Below are 18204 nucleotides of genomic sequence, written 5' to 3'. Positions count from 1 at the left end.
CGGCGCTACCCTTCCGCCACCTCGCGGAAGCCTACTTTCCAGCCCTGCCATAAGAACAACAACCATCGTCGCGCCGCATTGCGGCACGCACGAAGGGGAATCGGAGGTAAGTCCATGAGTGCCCTGCATTCGCTGCGTACCCATGCAGTGTCCATCCGCGCGGTACGCAAGGTGTACGGCGATCCCGAGAGCGGCCCGGTGGCACTGAAGCGCGTCGACCTGGATATCCGCGACAATGAGTTCTTCACCCTCCTCGGCCCGTCTGGCTGCGGCAAGACCACCCTGCTGCGGATGATCGCCGGCTTCGAGTTTCCCACGGAGGGCGAGATCCTCCTCTACGGCGAGAACATCGCCGCGCGACCGCCCTTCGAGCGCCCGGTGAACACCGTGTTCCAGCACTATGCGCTGTTCCCGCACATGAGCATCGCCGAGAACCTCGCCTTCGGCCTCGAATCGCGCCCACTGGGACGCAGCCTGGGCAAGGCGGAGATCGCCGAGCGGGTCCGCGAGATGCTCGCCCTGGTGCAGATGGAACGTTTCGCCGATCGCCGTCCCGGGCAGCTTTCAGGAGGCCAGCAGCAACGCGTGGCACTGGCCCGTGCGCTGGCGCCGCAACCGCGGGTGCTGCTGCTCGACGAACCGCTCTCGGCCCTCGACCTGAAGCTGCGCCAGGCGATGCGCGAGGAACTCAAGGCGATCCAAGCGAAGACCGGAATCACCTTCATTTTCGTCACCCACGACCAGGAGGAGGCGCTGACCATGTCCGATCGCATCGCCGTGCTCTCCGAGGGCCAGGTGCAACAGGTCGGACCGCCGGAAGAGATCTACGAGCGCCCCGGCAACCGCTTTGTCGCCGACTTCATTGGCGAGACCAATTTCATCGAAGCCGAGCTGCTCCAGCGCGACGGCCCGCTGGCGCTGTACCGCGGTCCCGGCGGTGAAGCGTTCGAGGCCGCCGCGCGCGACGGCCTGGCAGCCGGAGCCCGGGTCTGCCTGTCGATCCGCCCGGAACGCCTGGACCTGCTGGCGGCCAACACCGGCGGCGGCCTGCCCTGCACGGTGGAAAGCCAGGTCTACCTCGGCACCGACCTGCAATACCGGGTGCGCCTGGCCGACGGCAGCCTGCTGACGGTGCGCACACCGAACGGCACGGCACGGCGCTTCGCCACCGGCGAAGCTGCCTGCCTGGCCGTGGCCAAAGACAGCGCCAGCGTCCTGCTGGATTGATCCCCTTCGGCAACGGACCCCAGCCATGCATCCGATCCCTTCCCCCGGCGCAGCCTTGCAGCGTCGCCAGGCCCTGCGCAGCTTCCTCGGCGTCACGCCGGCGCTGGTCGCCATCGGCCTGTTCCTGGTGTTGCCCATCCTCATCGTCGCCGCCTATTCGCTGATGGAGGCCAACCCCTATGGCGGGGTCGACCGGGCCTTCAGCGGCGAGGCGTACGTATCCCTGCTCTTCGAACGGCAGATGGACGACAGCCTGGCCTTCGCCGACTCCTACCTGACAATCGCCCTGCGCTCGCTCGGCATCGCCGCGCTGACCACCCTCATCACCCTGTCGCTCGGCTTCCCGGTGGCGGTCTGGCTGGCCATGCAGCCGCCGCGTCGGCGCGGCCTGCTGATCTTCCTGATCACCGTGCCGTTCTGGGCCAACCTGCTGATCCGCACCTACGCCTGGATTCTCCTGCTGCGCGGCAGCGGAGTGATCAACAACGGCCTGCTCGGCCTCGGCCTGGTCGACCACCCGTTGCCGCTGCTCTACAGCGACGGCGCGGTGCTGCTCGGCCTGGTCTACACCTACGCGCCCTTCGTGGTACTGCCGATCTACGCGACCCTGGAGAAAATGGACATGCGCCTGCTGGAAGCCGCCCAGGACCTCTACGCCGGCCGCCTGCGCACGCTACGCAAGGTGGTCCTGCCGACCGCCCGGCCGGGCATCCTGGCCGGCGCCATCCTGACCTTCGTGCCCTGCCTGGGCGCGATGATCGCCCCAGAACTGCTTGGCGGCGGCACCCGCATGATGCTTGGCAACCTGATTTTCCGGCAGTTCGCCGACGCCCGGAACTGGCCGTTCGGCGCCGCCCTGTCGCTGGTGCTGATGGCCGCGGTGATGCTGATCCTGACCGTCTACGCCTGGCGCGCCGAACGTCTCGCACGGGGGATGGGCCGATGATCGCGCGCCTGTGGAAAGGCAGCCGCCATAACGTCCAGGACTTCCCCGGCTTCGGTGCCTTCAGCTTGTTGTTCTACCTGTACCTGTACGCGCCGATCCTGGTGCTGGTGGTGTACTCCTTCAACGCCAACCAGTCGGCCACCGTCTGGACCGGCTTCAGCCTCGACTGGTACCGCGCCGCCTTCGCCAACCAGGCGCTGCGCCAGGCCGCCGGCAACAGCCTGCTGATCGCCGTGTGCGCCAGCGCCGCGGCCACCGCGATCGCCACCCTGGCCGCCCTCGGCACCTCGCGTGGGGCGAAGTTCAGGGGCCTGCGCCTGTCGATGGGAGCGATCATGCTGCCCCTGGTGCTGCCGGAAATCGTGGTCGGGGTCGCCACCCTGGCGCTGTTTTCCACCGTCGGGCTGTCTCTCGGCTACGGCAACCTGATCATCGCCCACACGGTGTTCTGCATCCCGTTCGCCTACCTGCCGATCCGTGCCCGCCTGGATGACATGGACCTTTCCCTGGAGCAGGCCGCCGCCGACCTCTACGCCGGTCCGTGGCGGACCCTGCGCAAGGTGACGCTGCCGCTGCTGGCGCCGGGCATCTTCTCCGGCCTGATGCTCGCCTTCATCGTCTCGCTGGACAACTTCGTGATCTCGATGATGGTCTCGCAGGCCGGCACCACCACCCTGCCGATCTTCATCTTCGGACTGCTGCGGATGGGCGTCACGCCCGACGTCAACGCCGTGTCGACGTTGATCCTCGGCGTCTCCGTGATCTTCGTCAGCCTTTCCTACCTGCTCGGCAAGCCACGCGCCTGAGCCCTACGTCGGAGAAATCCCCATGCATCAACGGATCGCAAGCATCGGCCTCGGCCTCACCCTGGCCCTGGGCGGCAGCGCCCAGGCCGCCGGGCAACTCAACGTAGTCAGCTGGAGCGGCTACTTCTCGCCGCAGTTGCTGGAGAAATTCGAGAAGGAAAGCGGCATCCGCGTCACGGTGGACTCCTATGACTCCAACGAAACCCTGCTGGCCAAGCTCAAGCAGGGCGGCGCCGGCTACGACGTGGCGATTCCTTCGCAGCAGTTCGTTCCGATCCTGGTCAAGGAAGCATTGCTCGAGCGCTTCGACCCGGCCGCCGAGCCGTACTACGCCAACCTGCTCGACAACCTGAAGAAGCCCGCCTGGGACCCGGAGGGCGCCTACAGCGTGCCCTTCATCTGGGGCACCACCAGCGTGGTGCTGGATGGCGCGCGCTACGCCGGCCCGGCCGACAGCTACGCGGTGCTCTACCAGCCGCCGGAAGAGCTGCGCGGGCGGATCAACATGTTCGACTCGGTGAGCGAGGTGGTCGACATGGCCAGCCTGTACCTGGGCATCCCGCTCTGTAGCGCGGACCCGAAGCAGATGCAGCGCGTCCTCGAACTGCTCAAGGCGCAGAAACCCTTCGTCAAGACCTACAGCTCCAAGGCCGGCTCGATCCGCGAGAACCTCGCCGCGGGCGAGGTGGACATGTCGATGTTCTGGGGCGGCTCGTCGATGCGTGCGCGCGAACTCAAGCCGAGCCTGAAGTACCTGTATCCGAAGGAAGGCGTGCTGGCCTGGGTGGACAACCTGGTGATCCCGCGCGGCAGCCGCAACCCGGACAACGCGCGGCGCTTCATCGCCTTCCTCGCCCAGCCGGAGAACGCCGCGCTGACCCAGAACTTCCTCAAGCACCAGAGCCCGGTGAAGGGCGTCGAGCCCTACCTCGACGCCAGTCTCAAGGACGCCCCGGAGCTGCACGTCCCCGCCGGTACCCGCGTGGTGTTCAGCCAGACCTGCGGCGAAGACGCGATCCGCCTCGCCGACCGCCTGTGGACCAACCTGATGCGCTGAGCGCAGCGCCGTTTCGCGCCCCTGGCACAGGGGCGCCCCTTCTCGACTGCCAAGGCCCGACCCCGATGAAGCCCAACCCTCCGATCAACGAGCTGGTCCTGCTCCAGGCCCACCAGCTTGCCGAACGCATCCGCCTGCGCCAGGTGTCCTGCCGCGAGGTGATGCAGGCCTACCTGGCGCATATCGAGCGCTTCAACCCACGGGTCAACGCCCTGGTCAGCCTGCTGCCGGCGGAACGCCTGCTGGAAGAGGCGGACGCGCGCGACGGCGAACTCGCCCGTGGCGAATGGCGTGGCTGGATGCACGGTCTGCCACATGCCATCAAGGACCTGTCGCTGACCCGTGGCATCCGCACCACCCTCGGCTCGCCGCTGTACCGCGACTACATTCCCGAGCGCGACGGGATCATGGTGGAGCGGATCAGGGCCGCCGGCGCGATTCTCATCGGCAAGACCAATACCCCCGAGTTCGGCCTCGGCTCGCAGACCTACAACCCGCTGTTCGGCGCCACCGCCTGCGCCTACGACGAACGCCTCAGCGCCGGCGGCAGCAGCGGCGGAGCCGCCGCTGCCCTCGCGCTGCACCTGGTACCGGTGGCCGACGGCAGCGACATGATGGGCTCGCTGCGCAACCCGGCGGCCTTCAACAACGTCATCGGCTTCCGCCCTTCCCAAGGCCGCGTACCGTTCGACGACAGCGCCGACCTGTTCTTCGACCAGCTCGGCTACGAAGGCCCGATGGGCCGCAGCGTGCGCGACACCGCCCTGCTGCTCTCGGTGCAGGCTGGCGCCGATCGCCGCGCGCCGCTATCCATCGCCGAACCCGGCGCGCGGTTCGCCGCTCCGCTGGAGCGCGATTTCGAAGGCATCCGGCTGGGCTGGCTGGGCGACCTCGATGGCTACCTGCCTATGCAGGACGGCATCCTCCAACTGTGCCAGCGCGCGCTAGGCGATTTCCGCAGCCTCGGCTGCGAGATCGAAGAAGCGAACCTCGGCTTCGCCCCGGAGCGCCTCTGGGAATGCTGGCGCACCTTGCGCCACTGGCTGGTGGCCGGCTCGCTCGGCGGCGTGCATGCCGATCCGGCGAAGCGTGCCCTGCTGAAGCCGGAAGCGCTCTGGGAGGTGGAGAACGGGCTGCGCCTGGGCGCCGACGCGGTCTTTCGCGCGTCGGTCATCCGCAGCGACTGGTATCGCGCCATCGGCCGGCTGTTCGAGCGCTACGACTACCTGTTGCTGCCCAGCGCGCAGGTATTTCCCTTCGCCAAGGAAACCCCCTGGCCGCGCAGCATCGAAGGCGTGGCAATGGACACCTACCGCTGGATGGAAGTGGTGGTTCCCGGCAGCCTGTCCGGCTGCCCGGTGGCCAATGTGCAGGCGGGCTTCAATGCCGAGGGACTGCCGATGGGCCTGCAAATCATCGGTCCGCACCAGGCCGACTTCGCGGTACTGCAACTGGCCCACGCCTACGAGCGGGCCAGCCGCTGGTTCGAGCGCCAGCCGTCGCCGCTGCTGGCGAACTGAAGTGGTCTCAGGCGCGGCGGCGAGCCTGGCTGTCGATCAGGTACTGCAAGCGGAACAGGTGTCGGTAGCCGGCCTCCCAGGCGCCGTGGCCGGACTTCACGTTGATGTGCCCGGCCTCGGGCAGGATCACCGTCTCCGCGCCCCAGGCGCGGGCCAGGTGCATGGCGCGCTGCGGGCTGCAGGCCTGGTCGTTGTCGGAACCCACCAGCACGCTGGGGAACGGCAACGGCTCGCGGCTGATCGGCGCGAAGTTGCGCAGCGCCTCGGCGCAGCTCTCGCGCTCGACGTCGGCCGGCGCCACCAGCAGGGCGCCGCGTACCTGGTCGCGCACCCGGCGCTCGGCCTGGGCCGCCCACAGCGCCACTGTCACACAACCCAGGCTGTGCGCGATCAGCACCACCGGCCCGGGCTGGCGGCGGATCTCGGCGTCCAGCTCGGCGATCCAGTCGGCGCGCAGCGGGGTGATCCAGTCCTGTTGCTCGACCCGTGAGGCATTGGGCAGCGCGCGCTGCCAGTGACTTTGCCAATGGGCGTCTTCCGAGCCGTACCAACCGGGCACCAACACATAACGGACGCGTTCGCTGTGCATGGAGAACCCTCCAGAAAAATTCATCACCAGGGAAGTGTAAGGGCGCAGCCTTTTTTCTCTAAGGAATAAAAAGCAATTTTAATATTCTATTAATACATATATGCCAATCGAGTTGATCCAGCGCAAGCCGAAGCCACTTTTCCGCGGCAACGCCTGGGCGGCGCAAGCCATCGGCGGTATACCTGAGCGCAGGCATCAGGTATCGGGACAGGATCATGGCCAAGAAATTTCCTCTCCATCCCAGCCATCCGGAGCGCATCTGCTGGGGTTGCGACCGCTATTGCTCGGCGGAATCTATGGGCTGCGGCAACGGCGCCAGCCGCACCCAGCATCCCAGCGAACTGTTCGGCGAGGACTGGGCCGGTGAATGGGAAGTCGAAGGAACGGAGGACGCCAAGGAGCAGGAGGCGCCGGCACGCCAGGCCTGAGCGCCCAGGCGTGGGACGTGCGAGCGCCGGACAGGGTGCGCGACGCATTCGCGAGCCCGGCCTCGGCGGATACGCCCGAGGAGCGTCCATCCGGAATAAAAAAAAGACCGCTCTCCCCTGCCCGGATCGGAGCGGTCGAAACCGTTGCCCGCCCGGCCTGCGCCGGACAGCGTGGATTCGCTTCAGCGTGCGGTGATCACCGCCAGCCTGGTGATCCCGGCGCGCTCGATGGAAGCCATGGCCTTCGCCACCTGGCCGTAGTTCACCCCTTCGTCGGCCTGCAACTGCACGCGGACCTCGGCGTCCTTCGCCTTGGCCGCGGCCAGGTTGCTCTCCAGCAGCTCCGGCTGGATCTCGTCCTTGTTGACGAACAGCTTGCCGGCGCCATCGATGCTCACCACCAGGGGATCCTTCTGCTCCGGCGGGGCCACCGATTCGGTCTTCGGCAGGTTGATCGGGATCGAGTTGGTCAGCAGCGGCGCGGTGACGATGAACACCACCAGCAGCACCAGCATCACGTCGACCAGCGGGGTGACGTTGATTTCGGAAAGGACTTCGTCGCTGTCCTGGGTCGAGAAGGCCATGTCAGGACGCCTCCTTCACGTTGCGCGAGGGGTTGCCGGCCTGGCGCGCGGCGGTGGGATGGACGATGACGCGGAACGCGCTCTTCTGCGCCAGGCTGTAGAAGTCGTGGGCGAAGTCGTCGAGGTCGGCGGCGGTCAGCTTCAGGCGCCGCAGGAAGTAGTTGTAGACCAGCACCGCCGGCACCGCGACGGCGATTCCCACGCCGGTGGCGATCAGCGCGCTGCCGATCGGCCCGGCCACGGTCTCCAGGCTCGCCGAGCCGGCCGCGCTGATCCCCTTGAGCGCCTCCATGATGCCCCAGACGGTGCCGAACAGACCGATGAAGGGCGAGGTCGAGCCGATCGAGGCGAGCACCGCCAGGCCCGACTCCAGGGAACGCCGCTCGCGCTGGATCTGCTGGCGCAGGGCGCGTTCGAGACGGTCCTGGTGGTTGATCGACTGGGCCAGGTCGGGCTGGCCGTTGTCCTGCACCTGGATCGCGGCGAAGCCGGCCTGGGCCACGCGGGCGCCGGCGCCCTGCTTGTCCTGCGCCTGCTCGCCGGCGGAGTCGAGGCTGGTGGCGCTCCAGAACTGCTTCTGGAACTGGCGGTCCTGGCGCTTCTGCCGGGCGAACTGCACGCCCTTGACCAGGGCCAGGCCCCAGGTGACCACGGAAAAGCCGACCAGCAGCCAGATGACGGCGCCTTCGACGGATTCGAGCGGGGTGGTTAACAGACTCATGACGGATGCTCCTTGTGACGCTGCAGATTCAGTTCAACTTGAAATCGATCGGTACGCTGACCCAGCCGTCCTCGGCCTTGTCGCCGCGCTTGGCGGGAACGAAGGACCAGCGCTTGACCGCTTTCACCGCGGCCTGGTCGAGGGCTTCGCGTCCGCTCGACTTCTGCACCTGGATCTCGCTCGGGCTGCCGCTGGCGAGGACATGCACCCGCAACAGCACGGTGCCCTCCCAGCCGCGGCGCATGGCCAGGGCGGGGTATTCCGGCGCCGGGTTGTGCAGGTAGCCGGCGTTCGCCGACGGCGGCGTCAGCGGCGCCGGGGCGGCGGCCGGCGCCGGCGGGGCGGGTGGCGCGGCGGGTTGCGGCGGCGCGGGCGGAGCCGGCTCGACGGCCTTCGGCGCCGGCTTGGGCCGGGGTTGCGGCTTGGGCTTGGGTTTCGGCTTGGGCACCGGCTTCGGCGGCGGCGGCTTCACCGCGTTCTCGTCGACCACCGGTGGTGGCGGTTCCTCGACCACCGGCGGCAACGGCTCGGGCGGCGGCGGTTCCACCACCGGCGGCGCCGGGGCGGTGAACTCGATGGTCATCGGCGGCACCTGTGGCGGCACCTCGGGCAGCGCCGGGGTTCTCTGCTGGCTCAGCCAATGGATCACCGCTCCGTGCAGGGTCAGGGCGAACAGGACCAGCAGGATCGTCTCGCGCCGGCTGAGCACCCGACCCTGTGCCGGGTTGTGGCGAACCAGGTGCAACGCCTGGCGAACCGGCCGACCGAGCGCCACCAGGTCGCCGCCGGGCGTCTCGCGCCAGGGCTGCGTGCGGGCATCGACGGGCTGGGGTGTTGCCATGAAAAGCTCCTTGCACTGACGAACTCGATGGCCGCTCAGGTCCGTGCTGGAGTCCTAGCGGCGCAGGGAGTTGCATGATTGGCAAGGAGGCTTAGCGCCTGAAGTAATTATTTTTGTTATGGAAATAACTTCTGGAGCTATGGGTTTTGCCCCTATCGCCACAGGCCGCGTGGTTGGCGGGCTACAGCGATCCGACGAAAAACCCATGCCTTGCGGGCATGAAAAATATTCCTGAAAGGCTGGTGTTTTCGCCGTTGGAAGCGGCGGAGAACGCTGCGCGGACAACCCGCGAAAACGAAAAACCCCGGCCTGGGCCGGGGTTCTGGTGGACTCAGCGGGGAATCACTCCACCGCCTTGACCATGTCTTCGATGACTTTCTTGGCGTCGCCGAACACCATCATGGTCTTGTCCAGGTAGAACAGCTCGTTGTCCAGGCCGGCGTAGCCGCTGGCCATGGAGCGCTTGTTGACGATCACGGTCTTGGCCTTGTAGGCCTCGAGGATCGGCATGCCGGCGATGGGCGACTTCGGATCGTTCTTCGCCGCCGGGTTGACCACGTCGTTGGCACCGAGCACCAGGACCACGTCGGTCTGGCCGAACTCGGAGTTGATGTCCTCCATCTCGAACACCTGCTCGTAGGGCACCTCGGCCTCGGCCAGCAGCACGTTCATGTGCCCCGGCATGCGCCCGGCGACCGGGTGGATGGCGAACTTCACGGTGACCCCGCGATGGGTCAGCTTCTCCGCCAGTTCCATCAGCGCGTGCTGGGCACGGGCCACCGCCAGGCCGTAGCCGGGGACGATGATCACGCTGTCGGCGTTGGTCAGCAGGAACGAGGCATCGTCGGCCGAACCGGACTTCACCGGACGCTGCTCCTTGGAGCCCGCCGGGCCGCCGGCGTCGGCTTCGGCGCCGAAGCCGCCGAGGATGACGTTGAAGAACGAGCGGTTCATCGCCTTGCACATGATGTAGGAGAGGATCGCGCCCGAAGAGCCGACCAGCGAGCCGGCGATGATCAGCATCGAGTTGTTCAGCGAGAAGCCGATACCCGCCGCGGCCCAGCCGGAATAGGAGTTGAGCATCGACACCACCACCGGCATGTCGGCGCCGCCGATGGGGATGATGATCAGCACGCCGAGGACGAAGGCCAGCGCCAGCATCGCGGCGAAGGCGGTGAGGTTGCCGGTGAACATGAACACCAGGCCCAGGCCTAGGGTTGCCAGGCCGAGCACCAGGTTCAGCAGGTGCTGCCCGGAGAACTGCACCGGGGTGCCCTGGAACAGGCGGAACTTGTACTTGCCGGAGAGCTTGCCGAAGGCGATCACCGAACCGGAGAAGGTGATGGCGCCGATGGCCGCGCCGAGGAACAGCTCCAGGCGGTTGCCGGTGGGAATGGTGTCGCCCAGGTGCGCGACGATCCCCAGCGACTGCGGCTCGACCACCGCGGCGATGGCGATGAACACCGCGGCCAGGCCGATCATGCTGTGCATGAAGGCGACCAGCTCGGGCATCTTGGTCATCTCGACGCGCTTGGCCATGATCGAGCCGGCGGTACCGCCGACCAGCAGGCCGACGACGATGTAGCCGACGCCGGTGGTGGCGATCTCCGCGCCCAGCTTGAACACCAGGCCGACGGTGGTGGCCACGGCGATGGCCATGCCGACCATGCCGAAGAGGTTGCCGCGGCGCGAGGTGGTCGGGTGCGACAGGCCTTTCAGGGCCTGGATGAAGCAGACCGAGGCGATGAGGTACAGGAGGGTGACCAGGTTCATGCTCATCAGTGGCCCCCCGCCTTCGGCGCTTTCTTCTTGAACATTTCCAGCATGCGCCGGGTGACCAGGAAGCCACCGAACACATTGACCGCGGCCAGGGCCACGGCGAGGGTGCCCATGGCCTTGCCCAGCGGGGTCACGGTCAGGGCGGCGGCGAGCATGGCGCCGACGATGACGATCGCGGAAATCGCGTTGGTCACCGCCATCAGCGGGGTGTGCAAGGCAGGGGTGACGTTCCATACCACGTGGTAGCCGACGTACACGGCCAGCACGAAGATGATCAGGTTGTAGATCCCGTCAGAAATGATATCCATCGTTTTCACCGGTCTTCAGGGCGCAGGCGCGAGGCGTGCGCATTTATCGTTATCGAAGCTTCCCGACGCAGCGGCTCAGCCGTTCTTGCGCACCGCCTGGCCGTCGCGGCACATCAGGCAGGCGGCGACGATGTCGTCCTCGAGGTTCACGCTGAAGCCTTCGGCGTTCAGGGTGAGCTTGAGGAAATCGAGGATGTTGCGCGCGTATAGCGCCGAGGCGTCCGCCGGTACCAGCGCGGCCAGGTTGCTGTGGCCGACGATGGTCACGCCGTGCCGGACCACGACCTGGTCGGCCTCGGTCAGCGGGCAGTTGCCGCCCTGGGCGGCGGCCAGGTCGATGACCACCGAGCCCGGCTTCATCTCCGCCACGGTCGCCTCGTGCAGCAGCGTCGGCGCCTTGCGGCCGGGGATCAGCGCGGTGGTGATGACGATGTCCGACTGCTTGGCGCGCTCGTGCACGGCCTTGGCCTGGCGCTCCATCCACGAGGCCGGCATCGGCCGCGCGTAGCCGCCGACGCCTTCGGCGCACTCGCGCTCTTCGTCGGTCTCGTAGGGCACGTCGACGAACTTGGCGCCGAGCGACTCGATCTGCTCCTTCACCGCCGGACGCACGTCGGAAGCCTCGATCACCGCGCCCAGGCGCTTGGCCGTGGCGATCGCCTGCAGGCCGGCGACGCCGGCGCCGAGGATCAGCACGCGGGCGGCCTTCACGGTACCGGCGGCGGTCATCAGCATCGGCATGAAGCGCGGGTAGTGGTTGGCGGCGAGCATCACCGCCTTGTAGCCGGCGATGTTGGCCTGCGAGGAGAGCACGTCCAGGCTCTGCGCCCGCGAGGTACGCGGCGCGGCCTCGAGGGCGAAGGCGGTGATGCCGCGCTCGGCCATGCGGGCGATGTTCTCGTTGTCGAAGGGGTTGAGCATGCCGACCAGCACGGCGCCGCTTTTCATCTGGGCCAGCTCGGCGGCGCTGGGCGCGACCACCTTCAGCACCAGGTCGGCGCCGAAGGCCTCGGCGGCGCTGCCGATCGTCGCGCCGGCGGCTTCATAGGCACTGTCCGGCTGGCTGGCGCTGACGCCGGCGCCGCTCTGGACGATCACCTGGTGGCCTTGGCCGATCAGCTTCTTGACGGTTTCCGGGGTGGCGGAAACCCGCGTCTCACCGGCATGGGTCTCGAGGGGGACACCGATCTGCACTCACGAATCTCCTGCGTGATTGTCGAGTAGTCCGGGGCACTGCGGATGGCGCACCGGCTGCGGAGGTCTAGCTCACATACCGCGATTCGCGAACGAACCTTGGCGCGGCATTGTGCAATCGAGCCGAAAAGCCTTCAACAAGTTCTGAAGGCATACGACAGAGAAACTACAAGTCATAAACCGACCAACAATTCCCGCCCATCGCCGCCGGGCGCGTCCTGACTGGCGTGCAGCCTATCCGGGGAAGCCCGCGCGAGAATATGACATCCCTGCCGTGAATGACCGGCTATCAGGTCAAGCCGCTACGGCTTCGACGGGAAAATATCCTGCCAGCGCCGCGGAATGCCGGGGTAATTAATGTTTTTAATACGCTGTATCAGCAATCCCTGATGCCTGGCCAAAGTAGCAAAGCAAAACTTTGACTACAAAGTCAGAATCGCCTTTCCATGGGCGCTGCAGGCCAGCTCGTTAGACCAAAGGCGAATTGCCCTATGGGCAGGATAGACGCGGAGAAATGGCAGAACTGCGACAGCATGTCGCAGTTCTGCTAGCTATTCGCCGGAACGGAAGGGGCTCGCCAGAGCGGCGCGCAGCGACCTACGCCGGTCGGCAACGGAGGAGCCGGCGCACGCTGGGGGATGCCGGCTCAGAACGGACGGCTGCCCGCCAGGCTGATGCGCTTCAGGCGCCGCCGCTCGCTGGCCGGGAAGGCGTTGCGCGCATGCAGCACGGCCTGGTTGTCCCACCAGACGATGTCGCCCACCGACCAGGCGTGGCTGTAGCTCAGTTCCGGGCGCGCCAGATGTTCGCGCAGGCGACCGATCAGCGCCTGGCCCCGCGCGGGGTCGTAGCCGGGAATCTCCACCTCGGTGTGGGCGCTGAGGAACAGTACGCGCCGGCCGCTTTCCGGGTGGGTGCGTACCAGCGGGTGCTCGCTGCCCTGGATCGGTTCGATGTCCGGCGTGCGGTAGGTGGCGAAACCGCCGCCGTAGCCGCCCTCGCGCAGGCGGATGAAGGGGTTGTAGTTGATCAGGCGCAGGCCATCGATCTCGCGCCGGGTCGCCTCGTCGAGGCTCTCGTAGGCGCGCGCCAGGTTGGTGAAGCGCGTCTCGCCGCCACTGGACGGCACCTCCAGTGCGTAGAGGAACGAGCCGGAGGACGGCACCGGCGTCCATTGGTGGTCGATGTGTGCCGGCAGGGCGAAGTTGCCCAGTTCGCCGTCGCCGGTGTTGGCCACCTTGACGATGTCCGGCACCTTGCCGTCGCCACCCGAGGACAGCACCGGGATGTCCGCCGGCGGCTGGAACACCGAGCCGAACAGGGTGGCGAAGCGCAAGTACTGCTCATCGTCGAGGTGCTGCTGGCGGAACACCAGGATGTGGTGCTCGCGCAGCGCCTGCTTGAGCGCCAGGACCTGCTCCGGCGCCAGCGGCTGGCGCGCGTCGAGGCCACGGACTTCGGCGCCCAGCGGCGCCTCCAGGGGGGTGATGCGGAATGCCTCGGCGACCTCGGGTTCGGGTTGCCGGGCGGTGGCGGATTGGCTCATGTAAGGGGTCCTCGCGGGTTCGTTCTTCCTGTGGTCGCCCTCCCCGGCGAGGAGAGGGCCGGGTCCGTCATGCCTTCCGGATCGTCCGGCTGCGTTGCCCGTCGATGCCTACCGGCACGTCGCCGCCGAGGGTCACCCGGCGCACCACGCGCGGCTGGTCGCCGTAGTCGTCGATCGCGTAGTGCTGGGTCGCGCGATTGTCCCAGATCGCCACGTCGCCGGCCTGCCAGCGCCAGCGCACGGTGTTCTCCAGGCGCGTGACGTGCCCCTGCAGCACCGCGAAGAGGTGCGCCGAGTCATGCTGCGAAAGACCCTTCAGGCGTTTCACGAAGTGGCCGAGGAGCAGCGTCCGCTCGCCGCTTTGCGGATGCACGCGGACCACCGGGTGCTCGGTCTCGTAGACGGTCGAGGTGAACACCTTGCGGTAGTTCTCCAACTGCTCCACCGAGGCGCTGGGCTTGACCCCGGCGTAGTCGTACTCGTTGCTGTGCACCGCCCAGAGCCGGTCGGCCAGCTCGCGCAGCTCCGCCGGCAGGTCGGCGTAGGCGCTCGCCGTGTTGGCCCAGACGGTGTCGCCGCCGGACTCCGGGGCCACCACGCTGCGCAGGATCGAGGCCTTCGGGTAGGCCTCGACGAAGGTCACGTCGGTATGCCAGGAATTGGCCCGGCGGCCTTCGGCGCCATCCAGCTCGAGGAGGAAGCGGGTGCCTTCGCGGGACGGCACGGTGGGGTGGGCGACCGGTTCGCCGAGCAAGTGGGCGAAGGCCTCCTGGGTCTGGTCGTCGAGATGGCTCTGGTCCCGGAAGAAGATCACCTTGTGGCGTACCAGGGCGGCCTGGATCGCCTCGACGGTGGCGGCGTCCAGTTCGCCGGACAGGGTCACGCCGCGAATCTCCGCGCCGATCCGTCCGGCGACCGGCCGGATGTCGAGCCGTACCGGCGTGGCGAGGGCTTGTGCTGCATTGCTCATGTCATGTTCCTCATGCGTGGGGTACTGCGTGGGTGAAGGCTCAGAAGTCGTAGCGCAGCGATACGCCGAGCGTGCGCGGCTGCCCCACCGATGCGGTGTAGGAGCCGTTGATGCTGGCGAAGGCGCTCAGGTAGTAGTCCTTGTCGAAGGCGTTCTTCAGCCATACCGAGGTGTCCAGTTGGCCGTCGCCGAGATCGCTGCGCAGACCGGCGGCGAGGTTCACCAGGGCGTAGCCGTCGATCTTCGAAAGGTCGGAGTTGTCCAGCGTGCCCTCGGCGGCGGAGCGGTAGGCGTAGCTGGCGCTGACGTAGGGTTGGAAGCGGTCGTCGAGGCGCCACTGGTATTCGCCATTGAGATTGGCGATCCATTTCGAGGCGCCGACCACGCGCTGCCCGGTGAGGTCGCAACTGCTCGGCGCGCCGGGCCGGGTGCTGACTTCCGCAGGGCACGGGGCATCCTTGAACGACAGGTAGGTGACGTCGTTATAGGAGCCGTTGAAGTTCAGGGTCAGGCCGCGCAACGGCAGCGCGGTGGCCTCGAACTCCAGACCACGCGAGCGCACGCTGCCGGCGTTGGCCAGCACCTGCACCAACTGGGTCGAGCCCGGCGCCTGGTACAGGGTGGTGGCCTGGTAGCCGTGGATGCCGGTCCAGAACAGGTTGGCGTTGAGCAGCAGGCGCCGGTCGAAGAGCGTGCTCTTCAGGCCCAGCTCGGCGTCGTTGGCGCGCTCCGGTCCGACCAGCAGCGAATCGGCGCCGGCGCTCGGTGCGCTGCCCACCGCCAGGTTGACCCCGCCGGACTTCTCGCCGTGGGACAGGCTGGCGTAGCCGAGCAGGTCGTCGCTGAACTGGTAGCTGAGGCTGAGCAACGCCGAAGGGGCGAAGTTGTACTGGCTGAGATCGCCGGAATCGTAGGCGCCGAGCTGGCCGTTGCGCACCGCCGCGCCGACCCCGCCGACCGCCGCGCCGCCCAGCGGAGCGAAGCGCTCGACCTTGGCGTTCTTCTCCTCGTAGGTACCACGCAGGCCGGCGGTGAAGTCCAGGCGTTCGGTGAGGTGCCAGGTGCCCTGGGCGAACAGCGCGAAGCTGTCGGTCTCGATCTTGCCGTTGGCCTTCGAGTAGGTGTCGTTCAGCGCGCCGAGATTGGCGCCGAGCAGGTACAGGTCGGCCAACGGTCCGTAGGAGGTGAAGGTCTTGTTGCCGAGGTTCTGCCTGAACGCGTAGGCGCCCACCACGTAGTCGAAGGCACCGCCGGTGGGCGAGGCCAGGCGGATCTCCTGGGAGAACTGCCGGTCGTGCACTTCCACCCCGGTGTCGTTGATCGCCGAGACGTTCAGTTGCTCGTCGTTGGCCGGGGTGAAGTGCCAGTAGCGGTAGGCGCTGATGGAGGTCAGGCGGTAGCCGCCGGCGAGGTTCCAGTTGGCCTCCAGCGAGCTGCCGCCCTGGTGCACGCTGACGTGCTGGCGGCCGTTGATGTTGACCTTCCTGCGCTGCGGATCGCGCAACGGCGAAGCGCCGACCAGCGCGGCGCGCTGCCAGAAACGCTCGGCGCCGCCGTAGACCACCATGCTGCCGTTGCTCGAATCCTCCTCGTTGTAGTCGGCGATCCAGCGCAGGCTGAAGTCCTCGTTCGGCTCGAACAGCAATTGCCCGCGCGCGCCCTGGCGCTCGCCGCCGTTGAGATAGTTGTCGTCGTGGATGTTCTTGATGTAGCCGTCGTCGCGGGTGCGATAGGCCGAGAGGCGTCCGGCGAGGGTTTCGCCGAGCGGCCCGGAAACCGTGCCGCGGCCCTGGAAGTAGCCATCCTGCCCGCCGGAGACCTCGACGGTACGCTCGGCAGTGAAGGTCGGCGCGCGGGTGCTGATGTTCAGCACCCCGGCGGTGGTGTTCTTGCCGAACAGGGTGCCCTGCGGACCGCGCAGCAGCTCCAGTTGCTCGATGTCCAGCAGGTCGAACACGGCCATTCCCGGACGTCCCAGGTAGACGTTGTCGAGGTAGATCCCGGCGCTGCCTTCCAGGCCGTCGCTGGCGGGGTTGTTGCCGATGCCGCGCACGGCGACGCTCGACTGCCGCGCATGGATGTAGGCGACATTGACGCTGGGCAGCACCTGCTGCAGGTCCTGCACCCGGGAGATGCGCTGGGCCTCGAGAGTCTCGCCGCCGAGCACGGTGATCGGCGTCGGTACCTTCTGCGAATCCTCCTCGCGGCGACGCGCGGTGACAGTGACCTTACCCAGGGCCGTATCGGCCTTGTCCGGGACGCTGCTGGCCAGCGGCGGCGCTTCCTCGGCGGGCGCGGGAGCATCGGCGGCACTGGCCGGCAACGCACCGCCGAGGGCGAGCAGCAGGGCCAGGGCGTAGTCGGAGCCGCCGGGCGGCGTTCGGCGGAGCGGCAAGCGGTAGTGGTGCTTCATCGTGAATGTCCTCGGTTCCGGCGCAGCCGGACGCAGGCAGCAGGCGGCCATGCCGCGCAAGGCAGCGATCTGGCGAAAGGTTCGAAGGGGGCCGGCGGACGGCTCAGCCCCGGGCGACTGTCAGGGGCGACAGCCGCCGGCGACGCGGAAGGGCATTCGGAACGGCGGAGGTGGGGCGGCAAAGGCACGGTGGACCATGTTCAGCTCCTGGGGTCTATCTATGCTTATTACTAAATCGCATATTTTTCTAATTTGTTCTTTGTTGACGGAATAAGAGCTTGCATTTAAAACCAGCACATCCCGAACGGCAAATGCCTTTGTCCAATATTTCCAATGCCGGTAAAGCATCATGGATCTGCGCCAACTGCGTTACTTCATCGCCCTCGCCGAACACCGCAGTTTCGTCCGCGCGGCGGACGCCATGGGCATCACCCAGCCGGCCTTCAGCCGCAGCATCCAGGGCCTGGAGCAGGAGCTTGGCTGTCAGTTGGTGGACCGTGGCAGCAAGGACCTGCGCCCGACGCCGGAAGGCCAGGTGGTGCTGCAACACGCGCTGAGCCTGGTGCAGGGGTCGGCCAACCTGATCCACGAGATCGCCCAGTTGAACAAGCTGGATGCCGGCGAGCTGCGCTTCGGCAGCGGGCCGGCGCCGGCCCAGCAACTGGTGCCGGACGCGGTGGCCGACTTCATCAACCGCCACCCGCGGGTGCAGATCAGCCTGGACGTGGACAACTGGGAAAAGCTCAGCCGCGCCCTGCTCCGCGAAGAGATCGAATTCTTCGTCGCCGACATCCGCGACTTCGAGGCCGACCCGAACTTCCAGACGCGCCCGCTGACCCCGCGCCGCGGCCAGTTCTTCTGCCGTCCGCAACATCCGCTGCTGGGCAAGGACAGCCTGTCCACCAACGACCTGTTCAACTACCCGCTGGCCTCGACCCTGATTCCCCCGGGCATCCGCAAGCTGCTGGCGAACCTCAGCGGCAAGATCGACTTCGCCGCCAACATCCGCTGCGAGAACATGCACGCGCTGATCCGTATCGTCCGCCAGACCGACGCCATCGGCATCGCCAGCGACGAGACCCTGCGCCCCTACCTGCAGCGCGGCGAACTGCAACCGCTACAGTGGCGCAACCTGCCGCAGAACCTGGATAGCCTCAGCGCCCGCTGCGGCATCATCAGCCGCAGCGGCTACCGGCTTTCGGCAGCGGCGAAGGCGATGATCGAGACGCTGGTGGAACTGGACCAGGCGCAACACGCGGCGGCCTGAGCCGCCGC

The 18204-nt window shown here is 67.4% G+C and carries 17 protein-coding genes; 7 read left to right on the top strand and 10 right to left on the bottom strand.

The features are described 5' to 3' along the window. The first annotated feature begins 114 nt into the window (after positions 1-114). The 5 genes from ACYAF3_RS12495 to ACYAF3_RS12475 all read left to right on the top strand — a co-directional run bounded on the left by ACYAF3_RS12495 (position 115) and on the right by ACYAF3_RS12475 (position 5556). A complete protein-coding gene (locus tag ACYAF3_RS12495; protein ID WP_003106181.1) occupies positions 115-1227 on the top strand; it encodes an ABC transporter ATP-binding protein in 1113 nt (370 codons plus the stop codon). Positions 1228-1252: 25 nt separating this feature from the next. Then, positions 1253-2173, top strand: coding sequence for an ABC transporter permease (locus tag ACYAF3_RS12490; RefSeq protein WP_003106180.1), 921 nt, complete (start codon positions 1253-1255; stop codon positions 2171-2173). Beyond that, positions 2170-2979 (top strand): ABC transporter permease, encoded by an 810-nt coding sequence (locus ACYAF3_RS12485; RefSeq protein ID WP_003106179.1) that lies wholly within the window; start codon positions 2170-2172, stop codon positions 2977-2979. Before ACYAF3_RS12490 ends, ACYAF3_RS12485 begins: the two co-directional genes overlap by 4 nt. 22 nt (positions 2980-3001) lie before the next feature. Further along, positions 3002-4036, top strand: coding sequence for an ABC transporter substrate-binding protein (locus ACYAF3_RS12480; RefSeq protein WP_003106178.1), 1035 nt, complete (start codon positions 3002-3004; stop codon positions 4034-4036). Between the two features lie 65 nt (positions 4037-4101). After that, positions 4102-5556, top strand: a complete 1455-nt coding sequence (locus ACYAF3_RS12475) for an amidase (protein ID WP_128669668.1) — start codon at positions 4102-4104, stop codon at positions 5554-5556. Positions 5557-5563: 7 nt separating this feature from the next. Here ACYAF3_RS12475 and ACYAF3_RS12470 read toward each other — a convergent pair whose 3' ends face one another. Continuing rightward, on the bottom strand, positions 5564-6145 hold the full coding sequence (locus ACYAF3_RS12470; protein WP_003106176.1) for an alpha/beta hydrolase: 582 nt from the start codon (positions 6143-6145) through the stop codon (positions 5564-5566). Positions 6146-6360: 215 nt separating this feature from the next. Between ACYAF3_RS12470 and ACYAF3_RS12465 the strand changes: the two genes are divergently transcribed. After that, positions 6361-6573, top strand: coding sequence for a DUF3079 domain-containing protein (locus ACYAF3_RS12465; protein WP_003111981.1), 213 nt, complete (start codon positions 6361-6363; stop codon positions 6571-6573). Between the two features lie 182 nt (positions 6574-6755). Here the strand turns inward: ACYAF3_RS12465 and ACYAF3_RS12460 are convergent, their stop codons facing one another. From ACYAF3_RS12460 to ACYAF3_RS12420, 9 genes are all read right to left on the bottom strand, one after another. Continuing rightward, a complete protein-coding gene (locus ACYAF3_RS12460) occupies positions 6756-7157 on the bottom strand; it encodes an ExbD/TolR family protein (protein WP_003106175.1) in 402 nt (133 codons plus the stop codon). A 1-nt stretch (position 7158) separates the two neighbouring features. Further along, complete coding sequence (locus tag ACYAF3_RS12455; RefSeq protein WP_003123822.1) at positions 7159-7878, bottom strand: MotA/TolQ/ExbB proton channel family protein; 720 nt, start codon at positions 7876-7878, stop codon at positions 7159-7161. 28 nt (positions 7879-7906) lie between these two features. Beyond that, positions 7907-8719 carry an energy transducer TonB gene (locus tag ACYAF3_RS12450; RefSeq protein ID WP_003117234.1) on the bottom strand — a complete coding sequence of 271 codons (813 nt, stop codon included), beginning with the start codon at positions 8717-8719 and terminating at the stop codon, positions 7907-7909. Positions 8720-9061: 342 nt separating this feature from the next. Further along, a complete protein-coding gene (locus ACYAF3_RS12445) occupies positions 9062-10498 on the bottom strand; it encodes an NAD(P)(+) transhydrogenase (Re/Si-specific) subunit beta (RefSeq protein ID WP_124138720.1) in 1437 nt (478 codons plus the stop codon). Next, complete coding sequence (locus ACYAF3_RS12440) at positions 10498-10806, bottom strand: NAD(P) transhydrogenase subunit alpha part 2 (protein WP_003083974.1); 309 nt, start codon at positions 10804-10806, stop codon at positions 10498-10500. Before ACYAF3_RS12440 ends, ACYAF3_RS12445 begins: the two co-directional genes overlap by 1 nt. 75 nt (positions 10807-10881) lie before the next feature. Beyond that, entirely contained in the window at positions 10882-12000 is a 1119-nt protein-coding gene (locus ACYAF3_RS12435) for a Re/Si-specific NAD(P)(+) transhydrogenase subunit alpha (RefSeq protein WP_003112662.1), read from the bottom strand. 646 nt (positions 12001-12646) lie between these two features. Further along, complete coding sequence (locus ACYAF3_RS12430; RefSeq protein ID WP_128669670.1) at positions 12647-13546, bottom strand: TauD/TfdA dioxygenase family protein; 900 nt, start codon at positions 13544-13546, stop codon at positions 12647-12649. 67 nt (positions 13547-13613) lie between these two features. Next, positions 13614-14516 (bottom strand): TauD/TfdA dioxygenase family protein, encoded by a 903-nt coding sequence (locus tag ACYAF3_RS12425; protein ID WP_003112660.1) that lies wholly within the window; start codon positions 14514-14516, stop codon positions 13614-13616. 40 nt (positions 14517-14556) lie between these two features. Then, positions 14557-16929, bottom strand: a complete 2373-nt coding sequence (locus tag ACYAF3_RS12420; RefSeq protein WP_003158508.1) for a TonB-dependent receptor — start codon at positions 16927-16929, stop codon at positions 14557-14559. A gap of 349 nt (positions 16930-17278) precedes the next feature. Between ACYAF3_RS12420 and ACYAF3_RS12415 the strand changes: the two genes are divergently transcribed. After that, entirely contained in the window at positions 17279-18196 is a 918-nt protein-coding gene (locus ACYAF3_RS12415; RefSeq protein WP_003083964.1) for a LysR family transcriptional regulator, read from the top strand. The last annotated feature ends 8 nt before the right edge of the window (positions 18197-18204 follow it).

Source organism: Pseudomonas sp. TZ252, from assembly GCF_056110345.1.
The sequence above is the reverse complement of the archived record's forward strand: the minus strand, read 5'-3'. Positions and strand labels throughout refer to the sequence as shown.

Coding starts and splice junctions, on each gene's coding strand:
- ACYAF3_RS12495 (WP_003106181.1), top strand. CDS start 115: ATGAGTGCCCTGCATTCGCTGCGTACCCATGCAGTGTCCATCCGCGCG.
- ACYAF3_RS12490 (WP_003106180.1), top strand. CDS start 1,253: ATGCATCCGATCCCTTCCCCCGGCGCAGCCTTGCAGCGTCGCCAGGCC.
- ACYAF3_RS12485 (WP_003106179.1), top strand. CDS start 2,170: ATGATCGCGCGCCTGTGGAAAGGCAGCCGCCATAACGTCCAGGACTTC.
- ACYAF3_RS12480 (WP_003106178.1), top strand. CDS start 3,002: ATGCATCAACGGATCGCAAGCATCGGCCTCGGCCTCACCCTGGCCCTG.
- ACYAF3_RS12475 (WP_128669668.1), top strand. CDS start 4,102: ATGAAGCCCAACCCTCCGATCAACGAGCTGGTCCTGCTCCAGGCCCAC.
- ACYAF3_RS12470 (WP_003106176.1), bottom strand. CDS start 6,145: ATGCACAGCGAACGCGTCCGTTATGTGTTGGTGCCCGGTTGGTACGGC.
- ACYAF3_RS12465 (WP_003111981.1), top strand. CDS start 6,361: ATGGCCAAGAAATTTCCTCTCCATCCCAGCCATCCGGAGCGCATCTGC.
- ACYAF3_RS12460 (WP_003106175.1), bottom strand. CDS start 7,157: ATGGCCTTCTCGACCCAGGACAGCGACGAAGTCCTTTCCGAAATCAAC.
- ACYAF3_RS12455 (WP_003123822.1), bottom strand. CDS start 7,878: ATGAGTCTGTTAACCACCCCGCTCGAATCCGTCGAAGGCGCCGTCATC.
- ACYAF3_RS12450 (WP_003117234.1), bottom strand. CDS start 8,719: ATGGCAACACCCCAGCCCGTCGATGCCCGCACGCAGCCCTGGCGCGAG.
- ACYAF3_RS12445 (WP_124138720.1), bottom strand. CDS start 10,498: ATGAGCATGAACCTGGTCACCCTCCTGTACCTCATCGCCTCGGTCTGC.
- ACYAF3_RS12440 (WP_003083974.1), bottom strand. CDS start 10,806: ATGGATATCATTTCTGACGGGATCTACAACCTGATCATCTTCGTGCTG.
- ACYAF3_RS12430 (WP_128669670.1), bottom strand. CDS start 13,546: ATGAGCCAATCCGCCACCGCCCGGCAACCCGAACCCGAGGTCGCCGAG.
- ACYAF3_RS12425 (WP_003112660.1), bottom strand. CDS start 14,516: ATGAGCAATGCAGCACAAGCCCTCGCCACGCCGGTACGGCTCGACATC.
- ACYAF3_RS12420 (WP_003158508.1), bottom strand. CDS start 16,929: ATGAAGCACCACTACCGCTTGCCGCTCCGCCGAACGCCGCCCGGCGGC.
- ACYAF3_RS12415 (WP_003083964.1), top strand. CDS start 17,279: ATGGATCTGCGCCAACTGCGTTACTTCATCGCCCTCGCCGAACACCGC.